Raw genomic sequence first — 18,449 nt, 5'->3', positions numbered from 1 at the left:
AGATGTAAAATAAGATAAATACACAAGTTCTTCCGGGGTCGGGAATGCGAGAGGAAATCAGACGGGTCAAGCTTTATTCTGTGCTTTTGGTCATGATATGGACCGGACTTATTGTTGCCCTTACATTTCTGCAGTATCTGGAAATATCCAACTCAACAGAAAGAATTGCCACTATGATGGCCGAATCAGCCTTTACCAAGGACGAACTCTACAGAAAATGGAACACCGGTCACGGCGGGGTATATGTTCCTGTTACTGACGATGTTAAGCCGAACCCGTACCTCATACATGTTCAGGACAGGGATATTGTCACTGATTCCGGCAGAAAACTCACCCTTGTAAACCCGGCGTACATGAGCAGACAGGTTTATGAAATGGCCATCGACACGGATGTCATACAGACGCATCTCACAAGTGACGTGCTCATAAACCCTGTGAACAAGCCGGACACGTGGGAGAAGCTCGCACTGGCCAAGCTTTTCGGCGGTGCTCAGGAGTATGTATCTGTGGATACAATAGACGGCGAGAAGTATCTGCGGTTCATGCGCCCGTTTGTGACTTCTGAGGGCTGTCTGAAATGTCACGCTGTTCAGGGGTACAGTGTGGGCGAAATCCGTGGCGGCATAAGCGTCAGCATACCTCTCAGAAAGCTTTCTGACATAGAGACCAATGAAATACTTCTTTCGATAATAACCCACAGTCTTATCTGGGTTATAGGCCTTGCGGTGCTTGCTGTGGGCTACAGGAAAATATACGACATGATGTATGAACTTGCAGAAAGCAAGGACAAGCTTCATGAACTGAACGAACAGAAGTCAGCTATCCTTTCCTCCACAGGTGAGGCTATTCTGGGTGTGGACAGTACAGGGATTATTATTTTCGTTAACCCAGTTGTGGAGCAGATTACAGGATATTCAAGGGATGAGCTTCTCGGCAAGTCACACCACATTGTGCTGCAGCGCAGGAATAAACAGGGCAACCCTCTGGAAGAGGCTGACTGTCCGGTGTTTAAAACCATTCATGACGGTGAAAGACGGCGTGAGGAGCAGATTTTCCGCTGTAAAAACGGCACTTTTATAAACGTTGAGGTATTTGCCGCACCAATCAAGAAGGGCGGCAGGGTGCAGGGCGCCGTTGTTTCATATTATGATATAACAGAGCAGATCAGCAACAGGGAGACCATCAAGCGCTCGCTGGATGAAAAGGAGATTCTGCTTAAGGAGATACACCACAGAGTCAAAAATAACCTGCAAATTATAAGCAGCTTTTTAAGCCTCCAGAAGGAATCCAGCGGCTCCAAAGAAACCAGCGATGCATTGGGGGAAGCGGAAAGCAGGGTAATGGCTATGGCGCTTCTGCATCAGTCTCTGTACAGGTCTGAGAATATGTCAGTGGTGAGGCTGGATGCGTATTTCCACAGCCTTCTGGACAATATGCGCAAGAACATGAAAAGTATTCCCATTGAGATAATAGAGGATGTGGAGGCTGTATCACTGCCTATAGATACAATAATGTGCTGCGGGCTCATAGTGAATGAGCTTGTGATGAACAGCATAAAATACGCTTTTGATGAGGAAAGCGAAAATCCGCAGATACTTTTTTCATTCAAAACCGAAGGTGACCTCTGCAACATGACTGTGAAGGATAACGGCAGAGGCTATCCGCCCGGTCTAGATGCGGCATCTCTGGAAAGCCTCGGTCTGCCTATTGTCATTAACCTTGTGAAACAGCTCGGCGGTGAATATTTCCTGGGGAATGACGGCGGGGCATACTTCCGGGTATCTTTCAGATTATAGCCTTCAGCCGGAACAGTTTCTTTTCTTTTGTCTTCATGCTAATAATTATAATGATGCCGATATGTCTGTCCGTTTAACGGATAAAAATCCCCCTCTGTCCCCCTTTATTAAGGGGGAGGTTAGTACGAAAGGCGAAACACACTGTTTTTCCTTCTGCAAACCGCGAGCGTGTATCACAAATTTTTAATGATAGAGAGTAATTTGTGATAATAATGTTTAACACTCCCATGGAAGGGAGTGCGCCGTGCGCAGCGAAGGTTTGCCTTTGCAAACCGCGAGCGTGTATCACAAATTTTTAAGGATAAAAATTTGTGATAATAATATTAAGGAGCCAACTATGAGGATATACATACGTCTTTTCTCTTTTATAATAATTCCTGTCATGTGTGTGACACTGCTGATGTTTTTCACTTATCAGAAGCAGTTGCTCATCAATGCGGAGAATGAGCTTGTCAACGAGCTTAAAAACAAGTGGGAGATAATAAACGCGTCCGGAGTGCTTGAGCTCCCCCCGCATGAAGCCAGAGCGAGGCTTGAATCCATAAGCCGGGCAGCCCCCTTGCGGATTACTCTTATCAGCTCGGACGGTGTGGTTATCGATGATTCCTATGTGGCGGCGGATTCCGTGCCTGGAATAGAAAACCACAGTTCCCGCCCGGAAATTCAGGATGCCTTCAAAAACGGCGAAGGGATGGAGAAGCGTTTCAGTACAACAACCGGGCAGCGGATGATATATTACGCGAAGGAGCTTAAAGAAGGGGGGAATGTTCTGCGCATAGCCTACCCCATGCTTTATGTGGAAAGCCTGAAAAAAAAGATGAAGGAACAGGCCTACGCCACCTTTCTGGGGCTTTTTGCCGTTCTTTTCGCTGTGCTGTGGTTCATAAGCCTGAGAGTGAGCAGACCAGTGGTGAAGATAAGCCGCATTGTTGAGGATATAGAAAGCGGCAGACCGCCTGTTTTTCCTATTTTCAAAAGCAGGCTGATGGATAAGGTCGCGGGGCTGATATACCGGACATACAACGCTCTGGAGAAACAGAAGCACATACTTGAGGCGGAAAAGAAAAAGCTGAACGGTCTGGTTAATCTCCTTGAGGAGGGGATAATCAAGCTGGATGAAAACGGCAGGGTGGAACTTGCCAATAAAAGGGCTGAAAAAATTCTCGGCTGCCTGCTCAGGCAGGGGGATGATGTTCTGGCTAAGGTAACTGACAGGGATGCCATAGTTCTGGCTAAGGAGATCCTCTCCTACGAAACGGACTGCACAAAGGTGTACGAACTCCAGAATGCGGTTTATGAACTGTATGTGCGCTTCATGGAGGGCTCAAGAATCATCGTGCTCACGGATATAACCGACAGCGAACGCTACAGCAAATACAAGAGCGAGCTTATAACCAATATTTCCCACGAACTTAAAACACCGCTGGCGCTGGTTATGGGGTATGCGGAAACGCTTATGGAGCATCCGAACATGAAGCCGGAGGACAGGGATAAGTTCCTCGGCAAGGTTTATAAAGGGACAACCCAGCTTAACCAGATTATTAATGATGTTATAGAACTGCACAGATACGAATCATCCTCTGCGGAGGATATTGAAACCGAAGAGGAGACGGACCCGGCCGAATACGCTGAGGAACTCAGGGATTACTATTCGGATAAATTCGCCCCCGGAATGAAAATTACTGCGGAAGGAGAGCCTGTCAGGGTGAACAGGGCGCACCTTTCGAGCCTTGTCACGAATCTCATAGAGAATGCTGTCGCTTACTCAGGGAAGGATTATATAGAGGTGAGAATGCTCAGCACCGCGGATGAATTTTGCCTTGATGTGGAGGACGGCGGCCCCGTCATCCCTGCCGAGGAGCGGGACAGAATATTTGAGCGCTTCTACACTGTTTCAAAATCCAGAAATAAGAATATCTCAAGCACAGGGCTAGGGCTTTCCATAGTCAAGCATATATGCAGATTATACAGAGGCGGCATAACCCTTGAAACCAACAGCAGGGGCGGCAACACCTTTAAGGTGCGCATTACGCAGCCGGAGTGATGTGTAAGGTTTAAGAATACTGAGAGATTGCTTCACTGGCGTTCGCAATGACAGCAGCCTTTAAAGGGTTGTAGGTCAATCCGGCAGGACGCACGGATGATTGATGTTGTTGGGTGAAGGCACATGGATGTGCCGCCGCCGTGCGCAGCGAAGGATTGCCCTGCAATCCGCGAGCGTGTGGGTCAATCCGGCAGGACGCACTGATTGACCTTGTTAATTAGTGCGGTTTGCCGATTGCGGCGCTCTCTCCGGCCATAAGAACCTGCGCAATGTTGAATGTATGGTCGCCTATTTTTTCAAGGCAGTTCAGTATATCAACATAAATCAGCCCGGCATCAATGGTGCACTCTCCGGCGTTGAGCCTTTTCACATGGTTCTTCTTAAAACGTTTTCTCATGCTGTCTATGATGTCTTCATCTTCTGTATCGATTTTTAAAGCACCGTTCATGAAACAGTTCATGGTATGCCTGTAGAAGCTTTGTACAACGTCATAAATTTCTCTCAGTTCTTCATTGGCTTCCGGGCTGAAAACTATCTGTTTTTTTCTGATTTTCTTGATTGAGTTATATATGCTTTCGGAATAGTCGCCGATTTTTTCCAGATTATGGACAACATGGTGCATCTTATTGATCTGGTTTGCGGAGTTCTGGCTGATGTTTTTCATGGACAGCTTAACGAGGAACGCAGATATTTCCTTGTCGAACGTGTCCAGATGCCCCTCAAAGACTTTAACATCCGCAAGGCCTGATTCATCGCCGTTTACAAGGTATTTTCCGGTAGCTTCCACCATGCTGCCCGCATAGCCTGACATGCGCAGGACTTCTTTTTTAGCCTGTTCAACCGCTATTGAGGGTGTGCTCATTATATTGTCGCTGAGGCGCACCATCCTGTTTTCATCCGGTTTGTCCGGTTTGATTATGACTTCGCACAGTCTGGCCAGATAGTGGATGAAGGGGAGGAACACAAGCATGTTAATCAGGTTGAACATTGTGTGCAGGTTGGCGATGTGGCGTGCTATATTGGGCTTGGAGCCGTCTGCCGCCACTAAGTCCGCATCTCCCGGAGTGACATAGTTAACGAAATCCACCAGATAACGCAGTATGAACAGCATGTACACAACACCGATAAAGTTAAGGAGGAAGTGGCCGAATGCCGCCTGTTTTGCCGTGCGGTTTGTCCCTATGGCCGCAAGGTTGGCTGTTATTGTTGTGCCTATGTTCTCACCGAGAACAAGGGCGCATGCGCCGTAGAAATCTATAAGCCCTGTGGTTGCCAGTGCTATGGTAATACCTATGGTGGCTGAGGAGCTCTGCACTAAAACGGTGAGAAGTGCGCCTGCGCTCACCGCAAGGATGGGGTTGCTGGAGAAGAATACGAACATATCCCTGAAACCATCGGTCTTGCGTAAGGGGACAAAGCCGTCCTTCATGATCTCCATACCGATGAAGAGCATACCGAAGCCGAGAAGAATCTCGCCCCAGTACTGTTTCATAACATCCTTGGAGAACATTTTAAGCATCATGCCTATGGCTATGGCGGGGAGCGCAAAAGCGTGTATGTCAAATGCGATAAGCTGCGCTGTGACTGTTGTACCGAGGTTTGCACCCAGAACAACACTGAGTGCCTGAGTAAGGCTCATCAGCCCGGCGTTGACAAAACCGACAACCATTACGGTGGTTGCTGAGGAGCTTTGTATTATAGCTGTGACCGCAAGTCCGACAAATGTTCCCACGAATCTGTTGCTAGTAAGCTTTTCGAGGGCTTTTTTGAGACCCTGTCCTGCGGATTTCTGAAGTGCTTCGGACATGAGCTTCATGCCGAATATGAATAGACCGAGACCGCCGAAGAGTCCCGCAATCAGGTTAAACCAGTCCGATGACGTCACAAAATGCTCCTTTGGATGACAAAAATCTGACAGGAATATAACCGTAATCTGACAATTTTGACAACCTTAACATGAAAGGAGAATCAAAGTTTTTTGAAACGTCTGCCTAACGAACTGATGGTAATAAAAGCTTTTGTTATTTGCCCAGAACGCTGACAAGCATGAAGCTTTCAGCTTCGTCAAACTTACTGCCGCTGAAATCGCCGTAGTGGACACATGATGAAAAGCCCGCCTGTGCGGCAGCTGTGGAAAGCTCAGTATGGGTCAGAGGATAAAGCATTACGGATGAAGAGGATGTCTGTCTGTCTGCGGTGAGTGTCCCTGTGAATTTGATGCTGTTCTCCGCGTAGGTGTAGTCCCTGACGAAACGCACTCTGTCAGTTTCGATAAGGGGCAGACTGAGGGGGCGGTTTTTCAGTATACGGGCGTAGTTAAGTATCTGGATTACCGCCTTTCCTCCGCTTTGCAGGGTGCGGGCAAATCCGCCGAGGATATTTTCTGCGTCCGCAGTGTCTGTGCAGTGGGCGAGGGTGTTGCCTATGCAGTACACAAGGGAAAATCTGCCGGAGAAGCTTTCCGGCAGGCGGCGCATATCTCCGGCGGATATATTTTCGGTGTATTTAATGAGTTCGGGAACATACTCAATGCCTTCTGCGCTGAATCCTTCCCCATGGAACCTTTTTACATAGGCTCCGGTGGCGCAGCCGACATCCAGAACTCTTCCCGCGGCGTGCAGCCTGAGGAAGTCGAATGTGGTCTGCGAAAAAGGGAAAACCTCGTCATAAGCTTTTGCGAGTATGCGGTAGAACTCCATTATTTCTCCTAGAACATTATGCGCAGTTCGGCGCTGCCTGTTGCTCCGCCGTTAACTTTCTGATCGCGGAGAACTTCGTCATCGTCATCAACAATATAATATCTGGCGCTGGTGATCATCCCTGCGGAAAGTACCAGCCTTGCGTAGCTGCTGATGTCCTTTTCAGCCTCAAGGCTTACTGAGGCTATGCGCAGCCTAAGCTCCGAATCCTCCGGGTAGTCTTTGCCCAGATAAAATGTGTCCGTATTGTTTGAGTATACCAGAGAAGTTCTGAAATCGTCCGACCAGTGGTAAGTTCCCTTCACTTTGCCCTGTCCCAGAATGGAGAGCGAGGCCTCAAAGCTTACCTTCTCCGCCGGTTTCCACTTAATCATATTAAGCGAACCCGCCAGAATGTAAAGGTTTGGGGCAGTGTAGGAATACCCGAAGGCGGGCAGAACGTACATGTCGTCCAAAAGCTCCTTATTAGAGGCAACCAGTCCGAGATAAAATTTATGCGGTCCGGTTTCGTAAATCTTTTTTGCCGCCACGATTCCGACGAAATAACCGTCCGATTCCTCAAACGGCTCATCAGTCGATACTCCTGCCTTCATATTGAGCAGATATTCATGTCCCTCTATATCAATTCCCAGAGCAGCCTGAGTCAGGGTGTCCGGCATGAAGCCTGCCGCATCGTTGAAATCGGTCATTTTATAATCTGCGGAGAGTTTAAGCTTATGATTGTTCGGTATGTCGATTGTTTCGGAAACCTCTGCCCCGTAGTAGGCTGCACCAAGGTCATCAGGGCTGGTGAAGCCGCCGATGAAACCTATTTCCGCTGCCAAGGCATGAACAGAAAAAAGACACAAAAACAAGGCTGCTGCATATTTCATAAATTTTCCTCCAAATAACTCAGGGTATATTATATTATTTACAGTAATATTCGATGCTATTTTTTACCCAGATGCAATTTTTAACATTATCCGGACAAAAATAACGCTGAATAATTCATTGAAAAGAGGGATATTTATGAAATGTGTGCTGATTACAGGCGGAGCAGGCGGAATAGGTCTCGGCTGCGCCTCATACTTCGCCGGAAAAGGCTGGTCGGTGTTTATCGCGGATATAAACGGGGAAGCATGTCCGGAGGCGGCGCGCAGTATTGACGGTGCTGACTTTGCGGTTACAGATGTGGCATCAGAGGAGAGCGTGAAAGCCTGTGTCGAACGATGTGTAAAAAGATTCGGGCGGATAGATGCGCTTATAAATAACGCAGGCATAGCAAACCCTTTTACGGAGCCGGTGGAGAGCCTGAGCCTTGAGGAGTGGAACAGGGTGATCGGCGTGAACCTCACCGGAGCATTTCTTATGACCAAGCACTGTGTGCCTTACCTGAGAAAAACAAACGGCAGCATAATAAATATGGCTTCCACAAGGGCTTTTCAGTCTGAGAAAAACTCAGAGAGCTACGCCGCGTCCAAAGGCGGGCTGACAGCTCTCACCCACGCTTCCGCCGTGAGCCTCGGCCCTGATGTCCGGGTGAACTGCATCTGCCCCGGCTGGATAAATGTTTCAGGTTACAGAACATCGGAAAGGGATCACGCACAGCACCCGGCGGGCAGGGTGGGAAAGGCGGAGGATATAGCATCCCTTGCTTATTATCTGGTTTCAGATGAGGCGAAGTTTATTACAGGGCAAAGCTTCACTGCGGACGGCGGAATGACTGTGAAGATGATATATGAGGATTAGCCCGCCAGCTCCCTTTCCGGTTTGCCGATGAAGTAGCCCTGCGCATAGTCCACACCGAGGCTGTCGGCGGCTTTCAGAAGCTCTTCGCTGCTGATAAACTCCGCTATTGTCCGGACACCGGTCTGTCTGGCGAAGGTGACTATGGAGCGGACAATCTCTGTTGCCCTTTCATCTTCAAGCACATGCTTCATTATGCCTGCATCTATTTTCACATAGTCCGCGTTGAGCTTTATGAGGTATTCAAAGTTTGAGTAACCTGAGCCGAAATCGTCTATGGCTATTTTCACACCATGATTCTTGAACTCCCTGAGCAGGGTAAGCACTTCCTCAAACCCCTGAAGCTCCTCCGTTTCCACGATTTCGATCACAAGCCTGCTGAGAACATCGTGGCTTTTGGCGTAAGTGATCAGGTATTCCATTGTTTCATCATTCATCAGATCCTCAATGGTGAGGTTGATGGAAAACTCATACGGAAGGTTTTTGAACTTCTGCACTGATTTCTCTATTATGATAAGCGTGAGTCTCGGATATATCCTTGTTTTCTTGCTTATATCCATGAAGTCGCCTGGGGTGAGGATTTGCCCGGTTTCATCCTCCGCCCGCATGAGGCACTCGTATTTCTCGATTCTGCCTGTGGCTATATTGTATATTGGCTGGAACACCGGGAAAACCTTATCATTCTTTATGGCAGCATAAATGCTTTTCAGCACTGCAATATCTTTGCCGTAGTTTGCCGCCATCTGCATATCCGCGGGGTCGTAAACATAGTAGTCGGCGTTTCTTGCCTTTGCGTTGTTCAGAGCCATGTCTGCATATGCCAGAACGTCCCTGCTGCCGTATGCTATGCCGCTTCTCAGGGTTATGGGTATCTCTTCGCTGCCTATTTTAACTCCTGTTGAGGCTATGCTGTACTGAACGTCCCTGATGTCGTTTTTGAACTGTTCAATATCCGCCCCGTCAGCGAGAACCGCGAAGGTATCGGCATTCACACGGTAAAAGGAGTAGGGCTTCCTGCTGAGTCTGCGGAAAATGGATGACCCGGTTTCCCTTATGACCCCGTCTCCGGTTTTGTTTCCGTAGTGGTCATTTACAGCGCTGAAACGGTCAATATCAAGGAGCCCCAGAACGGGTTTCTCTGTTCTTTCTATATCCGCCAGAAGCTTCATCCTGCTTCCTAAGCTGGTGAGAACATCCGTGTTGAAAATATTTTCAAGCCTGTCCCTGTTCTCCATGAGCTCCGTTATGTCATGACCGGATGATATGTATTCGATTATGTGCCCGTCCTCATCTTTAAGAGGCACGATGGTGGCACTCTTGTAATAGCTTGTGCCGTCGGCTTTTTTGTTTTTGAGCACTCCGTGCCATACTCTGCCGCTGCTTATGGTTTCCCACATCCTGCGGAAGGTTTCCCTTGGTGTGGCCGGGTGGCGTTCCACATTGTGGGAGCGGCCGATTACGTCATCTTTGCTGTAGAGAGTGGTGGTGCTGAACTTGTCATTGACATAGTTGATGCGCCCCTGAGGGTCTGTCTTGGAGACGATTGATGACTCGTCCAGAACAAGCTTGTACTGTTCCAGCATGTTCATTTCACGCAGTCGGCTTTTCTCTATTTTTCTTATATGCACGTTTATGTATATGCTTATCAGTGCTGTTATGAGGACAATGATCGCCAGCAGTGCGGAGATGCGTATAAGGTCATTGTGGAAGACCTCTTTCAGTTCTCTGCTTTCCCTGTCGAGATAAGTGTTGAAATCGCTGGAGTAAAACCCTGTGGCGATTATCCAGTCCCACGCGGAGATTTTAGCCATGTAAGTGACTTTTTCTTCCGGTTCTTGCCCTTTCGGAGCTTTCCAGTAGTATGAAACATAGGCTGAATCAGTGCTTTTGAGCGCTTCGGAGAACAGGCTGCCCAGGTTGTTCCCCTTTGAGTCGGTTATGTCAAAGGTGCTCATATTTTCGATTTCGCTCATTACCGGATGCAGAAGCACTCTGTAGTCTGCGTCCATAATGAAGAAATAGCCATAGTCGTTATAGCCGAAGCGTTCCTCACGGAAAAGCTCCAGAATATATTTTTTGAGATATGCATCCTGAAATTCGGTATAGGAAGCGGCTGCGATGTAGATGCCCAGTTCGGGGACATATTTTGCGAAAGCTATTTTGGGATAAAGGTCGTTTTTGTCCGCCGCAGGCTTAATCCAGTCATAGTGACCGAAAGTTTCGTTCTTTCCCTCAAGATCGGCCAAAAACTTTTCCAGCCCCTCGTTCCCTTCTACAATGCTGAATATGCTGGTTCCGGTCAGGCTGTTGTTTCCGCCGTGGAAAATAAATTTGCCGTTACTGTCGAAAACAAAGCAGTAGCCTGTTCCGTTGTCCCATTTCAGGCTGTCCAGAGTCTGAGTGATTAATGATTGCGGAGCATTTGCCGCATAGAGTTTTTTTAGAATATCCTCAGCGTTTTCCGCCCTGTTTTTCAGAAAGATGCGGATCGTTTCCTGACGCATGAGGCGCATATTCTCTATCTTCGCCTCGGCGCGCCCGATTTCGGTTTTTATGTTGGCTTTCTGGGTTTCTATGAATCGGTCGCGGATGTTTCCGGCGCGGGTTTCGAACTCCTTTTCCGCTTCGTAAAAAAGGAAATAACCGATAAGCATTATGAATGACACAAAGATAAACAGCACATTAAGTATATTGAGGGTTGTTACGGAGATTCTCGGTTTGCCGTTAATCATATAAATAACCTGTATCAGCGGATTCCTAAGGATTATAGACTAATTCCTCCTATTTTCAATCTATAAAGCGCTGTGTAATACATAGTAAATCTATAGGTTTTGTCTTGACAAAAGAAAAATATGCTTTATCCTGTGTATATGCTTATCCAGAGCGGCTGAGGGACGGGCCCTGCGAAGCCGCAGCAACCCTGCGCACAGACGCGTAAAGGTGCTAACTCCCGCCCTATAATATTTTCAGGGGCAGATAGGCGGAGACAGATTCTCCGGTTATAAGACTCATAAGCCCCTGATCGTTCCTGACGGTCAGGGTTTTTTTATAGCCGAATTATTTTCCCCGTCCCCCGGTATCCAGAGGAGGAAACTATGCCGCACAGACAGGAAACCATAGCCGTAAGAGGGGGCTATAAACCCGAAGAGCACAACGGCTCTATCACAGTGCCTATCTACCAGACGAACGCTTACCAGTTCCGCGACATTGAACATGCCAGAAATCTCTTTGATCTAAAAGAGTTCGGGCATATCTACACCCGCATAACAAACCCCACCACTGCTGTTCTTGAGGAGAGGCTCTGCCAGCTTGAAGGCGGTGTGCATGCGGTGGTAACCTCTTCCGGTCACTTTGCGGAATTTGCGGCAATAAGCGTTATCGCCGGCGCGGGTGATGAAATTGTTTCCTCATCCAGACTTTACGGCGGCTCGGTTAACCTTTTCACTTACTTTCTCGGCAACCTCGGAGTTAAGGTGAATATAGTTGATCAGTATGACTTTGAGGCGGTGGAGAAGGCGATAAACGAAAAAACCAAAGCTCTGTTCATAGAAACCATCAGCAACCCGTCATGCGACATAGCAGACTTCGAGGCGTGGAGCGCCATAGCCAAAAAGCATAAGCTTCCGCTCATTGCGGACAGTACGCAGGCGACACCGCTTCTCTGCCGCCCGAAGGACTTCGGGGCGGACATAGTCATACATTCGCTGACGAAATACATAGGCGGACACGCCAACTCCATGGGCGGGGTGGTTATCGATCTGGGCACGTTCGACTGGGCAGGCTCAGGAAGGTTCCCTTCATTTACCGAGCCGAACCCCAGCTATCACGGACTTAAATTCGCAGAAACCTTCGGTGCGGCGGCTTTCGGTGTGAAGGTGCGTGTTGAAGCCCTGCGTGATGCGGGCGGATGCCTCTCGCCGCAGAACTCGTTTTACATTTTACAGGGTATAGAAACCCTGCATCTCAGAATAAAGGCTCACTCTGAAAATGCCCTCTCCCTTGCGCAGTTTTTGCAGGAGCATGAAAAGGTTGAGTGGGTGAACTACCCCGCGCTTCCCGGAAGCCTCAATAAGGCAAGGGCTGACAAGTACCTGAAAGGCTATGGCTCAGGGGTGCTCAGCTTCGGCGTGAAGGGCGGTCTGGATGCGGCTGTAAAGGTTATTGAGGCACTTAAGATAGCTAACCATGTGGCAAACTTCGCCGATGTGCGCACCCTCGTCACTCACCCCGCAAGCACCAGCCACAGGCAACTTTCCAGCGAAGGCAGAAGAGCCGCAGGCTCCCCTGATGAGCTTATCCGCGTCTCCGTCGGCATAGAACACATTGAAGATATTAAGGAAGACTTTGCACAGGCTTTGGCGCAGATATAAAACACTCCCCGCCCCCCGCTCCCATGGAAGGGAGCGCGCCGTGCGAGCGAAGGCGGGTTTATCCCGCCGCGAGCGTGTATAAAAAATTCCCACGGAGGGCGAATTTTTTATAGTTAAGGACAGACAGACTTTGCGCAGGCTTTAGCGCAGATATAAAGGTTTCCTTGGGCGGGAGTGATAAGCGGGTTAAGCATAAATGCCCAAAGTTTAAATCTTCTTATCTCTGACAGATATTTAGGCGACCATACTTGACTGATGACACGGCCATCTCTTTTTAGAGATGGCTTTAAGTTTTTTTCAATGGCTTCTTTCAAAACCTCAGCTTTCATTTGTGATTCTATATGTATTTTTTTAAGATGCATGTAGAGTCACTTGAACTCTTTTTTCGGTAGGATGATTGCTATCCCTACAATATTGCATTATCCCATTATGTGTGGTATAGTGCAAATATATTGGGATAATATTGATAAATAGGTGATAAATGGGAATAGGAGATTCTGTTCGTAAATATTTATTAAAGACTCTTGGTTGGAATTTTCAGGGCTTTCAAAAAGAGAGTTTTGGAAGCTTGCCTATGTATCTGTCTTCAAGATATAAGTATTTTTCAACTTATCTTTTTGAACAAAGACTGATTTTTATGCAGTGCGATGATTATGAACTGACTCCTGCCCAGATCTATAAGGATTACAATAAGGTTCAAAACATACTGAATCAACCTTTAGTTTATGTTGATGAAGTTATGACTTCTTACGACAGAGAAAGGCTGATAAAATATGGTGTCCAGTTTGTTGTGCCTAATAAACAGATATTTCTGCCTGACTTAAGAATTGACCTGCGTGAACATTTTTCTAAAAGAAAAAATAAAGCTGAATACTTTTCTCCATCGGCTCAGATGGTATTGTTATCAGTGTTGTGGAGAACTTTCGATGTGACTTTTTCCATAGGTGCTTTGGTGGATAGATTTGGAATATCAACATCAAATGCTCAGAGATTAATAGATGATTTAGAAGAATTGGGATTGGCGGAAAGCCATAAAGAGGGGCGTGAGCGAATAGCAAGATTTGTTTTTAGCGGAAAAGAGCTTTGGGATAATTCTGTTAAATACTTAAAATCACCGGTGAAAAAACGGTTGTTTATAAAGGATTTCAATAGTCCTGTGGTTGTAGGCTTTATTGCTGGGCTTACGGCTCTTTCAGAATGTTCCATGTTATCAACACCAAGAAGACCGTCGTTTGCTGTTTCTCAAAAAACTTGGGATGAACACTCCAATATTTACCAATTGGCAAAATATGCTGATGAAGCTGCACTGGAGGTTGAAATCTGGACTTACCCTCCTGAAAAAGTATTGGATTATAAGTCAGAAACTGAACATCCGTTCTCTTTCGGTAATGCTGCTGTAGATAAGTTATCTATGTATCTTTCTTTGAGGAATGATTATGATGAAAGGGTTCAGGGCGAGCTTGCAGATGTGTTGGAGAAAATGCAATGGTAAAAGGATTGGAGTTATTTGCCGAATATTTTAAAGATTATACTGAATGCTACGTTATCATAGGCGGTACTGCATGCGATTATTTTCTGGATAAAGAAGATATTGAATTCAGGCTGACAAAAGATATTGATATTGTTGTTTTATTAGAAGTTCTAAATAAAGATTTTAATGACAGATTTCAACTGTTTGTCAGCGATGCAGGCTATAAACATATAAAGAAATCCACAGGGGAAAAGCAATTTTACAGATTTGAAAACCCGGATGATGGAAGATTCCCGGTTATGATTGAACTCTTTTCCAAAAAAGCGGATTTAATTGACATAAAAGAGGACCAGATTTGTGCTCCTATCACTGTTGATGAAGAAATTAACAGCCTTTCTGCTATTCTGCTTAATGAAGAATACTATGATATGATTAAGAATAACTGTGTATCAGAAAATAATATAACTTTCGTGCAGAAAGAAATAATAATACCACTTAAGGCAAGGGCATATATAGATAACATAAGTAAAAAAGAAAAAGGAATATTTGTTGGAGATAAAGATATTAGAAAACACCGAGGCGATATTTTCAGAATTGCCGACACTATTGCTCCTGATACTCGTATATCTATTCCTTCTCTAGTGCAGAAAGATTTAGCTGATTGCCTCAATATGTTGAGAGACGATGATGTCAAAATGAAAGATTTGGGTATCACAACTGATAAAACAACACTAATAGAAAACGTGATTAAAATATATAGTATTTCATAGTTATAAATGAGCGAATATCTTACAGTAGCTCATCTGCCCTATTTCCTACACATTCGTGCCTTCCTCTATTCCTTGACCATATCCGCGTGTTTTGCCTCTTCCCTCTGCCTGAGTTCAACCCTGCGGATTTTTCCGCTTACGGTTTTAGGGAGCGATTCCACAAACTCTATTTCTCTGGGATATTTATACGGCGCGGTCTCTTTTTTAACGTGCTCCTGAAGCGATTTGATTAATTCAGGTGACGGCTCGTACCCTTTTTTCAACACCACGAACGCCTTGACAATTGTGCCCCTGATAGGGTCTGGCGAGCCGACAACGGCGTTTTCGGCAACTGCGCCGTGGCTCTGGAGTGCGCTTTCCACTTCGAAGGGGCCTACCCTGTAGCCGCTTGCCTTGATAACATCATCCGCTCTGCCCACAAACCAGAAGTAGCCGTCCGCATCCTTGTAGGCCTTGTCCCCTGTGAAATACCAGCCGCCGCGGAAGGCTTCCTTTGTACTTTCCTCATCGTTGTAGTAGCCTCTGAAAAGACCTACGGGGTGGTTTGAGGCGCATTCAATGGCGATATGCCCCGTTTCGCCTGCGGGAAGCGGAAGACCGTCATCATCAACTATGTCAACATTGAAGCCCGGCGCAGGCTTGCCCATGCTGCCGAAGCGTATCTCAAATGCGGGGCAGTTGGCGATGGTGTTCACCGTTTCCGTCTGACCGTAGCCGTCATATATGGTTGTTCCTGTGTGCTCCTTCCAGATGCGTATGACTTCGGGGTTCAGCGGTTCCCCTGCGCTTACCGAGTGGCGCAGCTTTGAAAAGTCATACCGTGTGAGATCCTGAAGAATGATCATCCTGTAGGCGGTGGGGGGAGCGCAGAAAGTTGTCACACCGTATTTCTCCATGATGTAGAGGTGTTTTTCCGGCTCAAAGTGGTCGGCCGCATTGTGCATGAGAACCGTTGTGCCGATTATCCACTGACCGAACATCTTGCCCCAGACAGCTTTTCCCCAGCCTGTGTCGCTGAGTGTCCAGTGGATGTCGTTCTCTGTTAAGTCCTGCCAGAAGCGGGCTGTTATGTAATGACCGAGGGCGTATGTCTGGTCGTGCATTACCATGCGGGGGAACTTGGTTGTTCCGCTTGTGAAGTACATTATGAGCGGGTCGGTCGGGAGAGTGGGTTCTGCATCCTCCCTCCGGAAGTCTGCGGGTGCGTTCTCCATCTCTTGTTCATAGGAGATCCAGCCTTCGCATTCGGCGCCTACGGCTATTTTCCCTTCGAGGTTGTTGAGATTGCATTTCTGCATTTTTTCCAGGCAGTCATGGTAAACCGCTGCACCCTTTGCTCCGGAAGCGGCTATGCGGTAGTTTATGTCGTTGGGCTGGAGTATTTTCGGTGCGGGCATGGGGACAACGCCCATCTTGAAACAGCCGAGCATAACCGCATACCACTCAGGCACACGGGGGATCATTACATAGAGCTTGTCCCCTTTTCTGAACCCGTGCTTTTTCAGGACATGGGCGAACCTTGCGCTCATTCTGCTTAAGTCTTTATAGGAAAAATGTATGTCTGTTTCACCGTCTGTATCAACGAAAATAAGTGCGGTTTTATCCGGCGTGAGTTCCGCCCTTTTGTCTATAACATCAAAACCGAAGTTGTAAAACTCAGGTATTTCAATCTTAAAATCGCCTGTTGCGGGGTCTGTTCTGAATAAACTGTCGGGCATATGAGTCTCCGAATGAAAATTATGGTGACAAAATATAATAGTGCTGCTTAAGAAAGTAAAGCAGGAATTAACAGTTGGACGTAATAAGAAAACCTTTTCCGTCCGCTGTTGCATTCGGCGTAAATTTCCCCTAATATTTGAGTTTAACAAAAAATAAGCGGTGAAACTGATGAGCGAGTCAAAAGAAACTTACAAGGGTTCCAACTTTATCAGGAATATAATCATAAAAGACCTTGAGGAAGGCAAAAACGAGGGCAGGGTGCATACCCGCTTCCCGCCTGAGCCTAACGGCTATCTCCATATAGGGCATGCGAAATCGATCTGCCTCAATTTCGGAATGGCGGAGGAGTTCGGCGGAAAATGCAACCTCCGTTTTGACGATACCAACCCGCTGAAAGAGGACACGGAGTATGTGGAATCGATCAGGCGCGATGTGAAATGGCTCGGTTTTGACTGGGAAGACAGGGAATATTTCGCTTCCGACTACTTCGGGAAGTTTTACGAATACGCAGTGCAGCTCGTCAGGGACGGACTGGCGTTTGTGGACGACCTCACGGCAGAGGAGATAAGGCAGTACAGAGGCTCGCTCACCGAACCCGGCAGGGAAAGCCCTTACAGAAACCGCAGTGTTGAGGAAAACCTTGACCTCCTTGAACGCATGAAAAAAGGTGAGTTCAAAGACGGCGAAAAGGTTCTGAGAGCCAAGATTGACATGAGCTCGCCGAACATAAACATGCGTGACCCGGTTATATACCGCATAGCCCACGCCGAGCACCACAACACCGGAAACGACTGGTGCATTTACCCTATGTATGACTTTGCCCACGGGCTTGAGGATTCCATAGAGGGGATAACCCACTCGATCTGCACACTGGAGTTCGAGGATCACAGACCTCTTTATGACTGGTTTCTGGAAAAACTCGGCGTGTACCACCCCCAGCAGATAGAGTTCGCGAGGCTGAATCTCACCAATACGGTGATGAGCAAGCGCAAGCTGCTCAAACTCGTGCAGGATAAATATGTAAACGGATGGGACGACCCCAGAATGCCCACCATCGCAGGTCTGCGGAGAAGGGGCTTCACACCGGAATCGATCCGCATGTTCACGGACATGATCGGCGTTTCCAAAAGCAACAGCATAATCGAATACTCCCTCCTTGAAAACTGCCTGAGGGATGACCTAAACAAGCGCGCCCACAGGCGCATGGCGGTTATTGACCCGCTTAAGATGGTTATCATCAACTATCCGGAAGACAAAGAAGAGCTTCTTGAGGCTGAAAACAACCCGGAAAACGAAGCGGACGGCAAAAGGATGATCCCTTTCTCCAGAGAGCTTTACATAGAGCGGGAAGACTTCATGGAAAACCCGCCGAAGAAATATTTCAGGCTTTTCCCCGGCGGTGAGATAAGGCTTAAGCATGCCTACTACGTGACCTGCGTTAATGTGGTGAAGGACGCTGAGGGCAATGTGACCGAAGTTCACTGCACATACGACCCCGCAAGCAAAGGGGGCTGGACGGAGGACGGGCGCAAGGTCAGGGGCACATCCCACTGGGTGAGCGCAAGACACGCTGTCAGGTGCGAAGTCCGCATTTATGACAACCTGTTCATAAAAGAGAACCCCGATGACGTGGAAGAGGGGCAGGACTTCACGGCGAACATCAGCCCCGATTCACTGAAAATTACCGGGTGCTGGGGCGAGCCTTCTCTGGCGGAGGCTGCGGAGTTTACCTCCTTCCAGTTTCTCAGACAGGGCTACTTCGTGGCGGACCCGGATACATCAAAAGAAAAGCCTGTGTTCAACAGAACTGTTTCCCTTAAGGATTCATGGGCTAAGGAACAGCAGAAGGGCTGAT

General features: G+C 47.5%; 12 protein-coding genes and 1 riboswitch. Of the genes, 7 read left to right on the top strand and 5 right to left on the bottom strand.

The features are described 5' to 3' along the window. The first annotated feature begins 44 nt into the window (after positions 1 to 44). Positions 45 to 1,796, top strand: coding sequence for a histidine kinase dimerization/phosphoacceptor domain -containing protein (locus OSQ85_RS07670; RefSeq protein WP_265822263.1), 1,752 nt, complete (start codon positions 45 to 47; stop codon positions 1,794 to 1,796). Positions 1,797 to 2,133: 337 nt separating this feature from the next. Further along, complete coding sequence (locus OSQ85_RS07665; RefSeq protein ID WP_265822262.1) at positions 2,134 to 3,840, top strand: sensor histidine kinase; 1,707 nt, start codon at positions 2,134 to 2,136, stop codon at positions 3,838 to 3,840. 217 nt (positions 3,841 to 4,057) lie between these two features. Here the strand turns inward: OSQ85_RS07665 and OSQ85_RS07660 are convergent, their stop codons facing one another. The 3 genes from OSQ85_RS07660 to OSQ85_RS07650 all read right to left on the bottom strand — a co-directional run bounded on the left by OSQ85_RS07660 (position 4,058) and on the right by OSQ85_RS07650 (position 7,411). Further along, a complete protein-coding gene (locus OSQ85_RS07660; protein WP_265822261.1) occupies positions 4,058 to 5,725 on the bottom strand; it encodes a Na/Pi cotransporter family protein in 1,668 nt (555 codons plus the stop codon). 136 nt (positions 5,726 to 5,861) lie between these two features. Next, positions 5,862 to 6,539: a class I SAM-dependent methyltransferase gene (locus OSQ85_RS07655; RefSeq protein WP_265822260.1), complete on the bottom strand. Its 678-nt coding sequence runs from the start codon at positions 6,537 to 6,539 to the stop codon at positions 5,862 to 5,864. 8 nt (positions 6,540 to 6,547) lie between these two features. After that, the gene (locus tag OSQ85_RS07650) at positions 6,548 to 7,411 is read right to left on the bottom strand and encodes a hypothetical protein (RefSeq protein ID WP_265822259.1); all 864 of its coding nucleotides are present in this window, start codon (positions 7,409 to 7,411) and stop codon (positions 6,548 to 6,550) included. 136 nt (positions 7,412 to 7,547) lie between these two features. On the opposite strand from OSQ85_RS07650, the gene OSQ85_RS07645 reads away from it, so the two are divergent. Further along, positions 7,548 to 8,267, top strand: a complete 720-nt coding sequence (locus tag OSQ85_RS07645; protein WP_265822258.1) for an SDR family oxidoreductase — start codon at positions 7,548 to 7,550, stop codon at positions 8,265 to 8,267. On the opposite strand, the gene OSQ85_RS07640 is transcribed toward OSQ85_RS07645, so the two are convergent. After that, a complete protein-coding gene (locus tag OSQ85_RS07640; RefSeq protein WP_265822257.1) occupies positions 8,264 to 10,996 on the bottom strand; it encodes an EAL domain-containing protein in 2,733 nt (910 codons plus the stop codon). The two genes, OSQ85_RS07645 and OSQ85_RS07640, sit on opposite strands and share 4 nt — an antisense overlap. Positions 10,997 to 11,135: 139 nt before the next feature. Beyond that, positions 11,136 to 11,247, top strand: a riboswitch (SAM riboswitch). Positions 11,248 to 11,359: 112 nt separating this feature from the next. On the opposite strand from OSQ85_RS07640, the gene OSQ85_RS07635 reads away from it, so the two are divergent. The 3 genes from OSQ85_RS07635 to OSQ85_RS07625 all read left to right on the top strand — a co-directional run bounded on the left by OSQ85_RS07635 (position 11,360) and on the right by OSQ85_RS07625 (position 14,875). After that, positions 11,360 to 12,634 carry an O-acetylhomoserine aminocarboxypropyltransferase/cysteine synthase family protein gene (locus OSQ85_RS07635; protein ID WP_265822256.1) on the top strand — a complete coding sequence of 425 codons (1,275 nt, stop codon included), beginning with the start codon at positions 11,360 to 11,362 and terminating at the stop codon, positions 12,632 to 12,634. 481 nt (positions 12,635 to 13,115) lie between these two features. Further along, positions 13,116 to 14,126, top strand: coding sequence for a winged helix-turn-helix domain-containing protein (locus tag OSQ85_RS07630; protein ID WP_265822255.1), 1,011 nt, complete (start codon positions 13,116 to 13,118; stop codon positions 14,124 to 14,126). Continuing rightward, complete coding sequence (locus OSQ85_RS07625; protein ID WP_265822254.1) at positions 14,120 to 14,875, top strand: hypothetical protein; 756 nt, start codon at positions 14,120 to 14,122, stop codon at positions 14,873 to 14,875. The genes OSQ85_RS07630 and OSQ85_RS07625 overlap by 7 nt, the downstream gene beginning before the upstream one ends. A 65-nt stretch (positions 14,876 to 14,940) precedes the next feature. Here OSQ85_RS07625 and OSQ85_RS07620 read toward each other — a convergent pair whose 3' ends face one another. Further along, complete coding sequence (locus OSQ85_RS07620; RefSeq protein WP_265822253.1) at positions 14,941 to 16,593, bottom strand: acyl-CoA synthetase; 1,653 nt, start codon at positions 16,591 to 16,593, stop codon at positions 14,941 to 14,943. A gap of 169 nt (positions 16,594 to 16,762) precedes the next feature. On the opposite strand from OSQ85_RS07620, the gene OSQ85_RS07615 reads away from it, so the two are divergent. After that, positions 16,763 to 18,448 (top strand): glutamine--tRNA ligase/YqeY domain fusion protein, encoded by a 1,686-nt coding sequence (locus tag OSQ85_RS07615; protein ID WP_265822252.1) that lies wholly within the window; start codon positions 16,763 to 16,765, stop codon positions 18,446 to 18,448. The last annotated feature ends 1 nt before the right edge of the window (position 18,449 follow it).

It is taken from the genome of Geovibrio ferrireducens, from assembly GCF_026226615.1.
GTDB lineage: Bacteria > Chrysiogenota > Deferribacteres > Deferribacterales > Geovibrionaceae > Geovibrio > Geovibrio ferrireducens.
This window is presented reverse-complemented; position numbering and strand designations above follow the sequence as displayed.

What these genes read in the sequence shown, in the direction of transcription:
- OSQ85_RS07645 (WP_265822258.1), top strand. Translation starts at nt 7,548, where the DNA reads ATGAAATGTGTGCTGATTACAGGCGGAGCAGGCGGAATAGGTCTCGGC.
- OSQ85_RS07650 (WP_265822259.1), bottom strand. Translation starts at nt 7,411, where the DNA reads ATGAAATATGCAGCAGCCTTGTTTTTGTGTCTTTTTTCTGTTCATGCC.
- OSQ85_RS07615 (WP_265822252.1), top strand. Translation starts at nt 16,763, where the DNA reads ATGAGCGAGTCAAAAGAAACTTACAAGGGTTCCAACTTTATCAGGAAT.
- OSQ85_RS07655 (WP_265822260.1), bottom strand. Translation starts at nt 6,539, where the DNA reads ATGGAGTTCTACCGCATACTCGCAAAAGCTTATGACGAGGTTTTCCCT.
- OSQ85_RS07625 (WP_265822254.1), top strand. Translation starts at nt 14,120, where the DNA reads ATGGTAAAAGGATTGGAGTTATTTGCCGAATATTTTAAAGATTATACT.
- OSQ85_RS07670 (WP_265822263.1), top strand. Translation starts at nt 45, where the DNA reads ATGCGAGAGGAAATCAGACGGGTCAAGCTTTATTCTGTGCTTTTGGTC.
- OSQ85_RS07665 (WP_265822262.1), top strand. Translation starts at nt 2,134, where the DNA reads ATGAGGATATACATACGTCTTTTCTCTTTTATAATAATTCCTGTCATG.
- OSQ85_RS07620 (WP_265822253.1), bottom strand. Translation starts at nt 16,593, where the DNA reads ATGCCCGACAGTTTATTCAGAACAGACCCCGCAACAGGCGATTTTAAG.
- OSQ85_RS07630 (WP_265822255.1), top strand. Translation starts at nt 13,116, where the DNA reads ATGGGAATAGGAGATTCTGTTCGTAAATATTTATTAAAGACTCTTGGT.
- OSQ85_RS07635 (WP_265822256.1), top strand. Translation starts at nt 11,360, where the DNA reads ATGCCGCACAGACAGGAAACCATAGCCGTAAGAGGGGGCTATAAACCC.
- OSQ85_RS07640 (WP_265822257.1), bottom strand. Translation starts at nt 10,996, where the DNA reads ATGATTAACGGCAAACCGAGAATCTCCGTAACAACCCTCAATATACTT.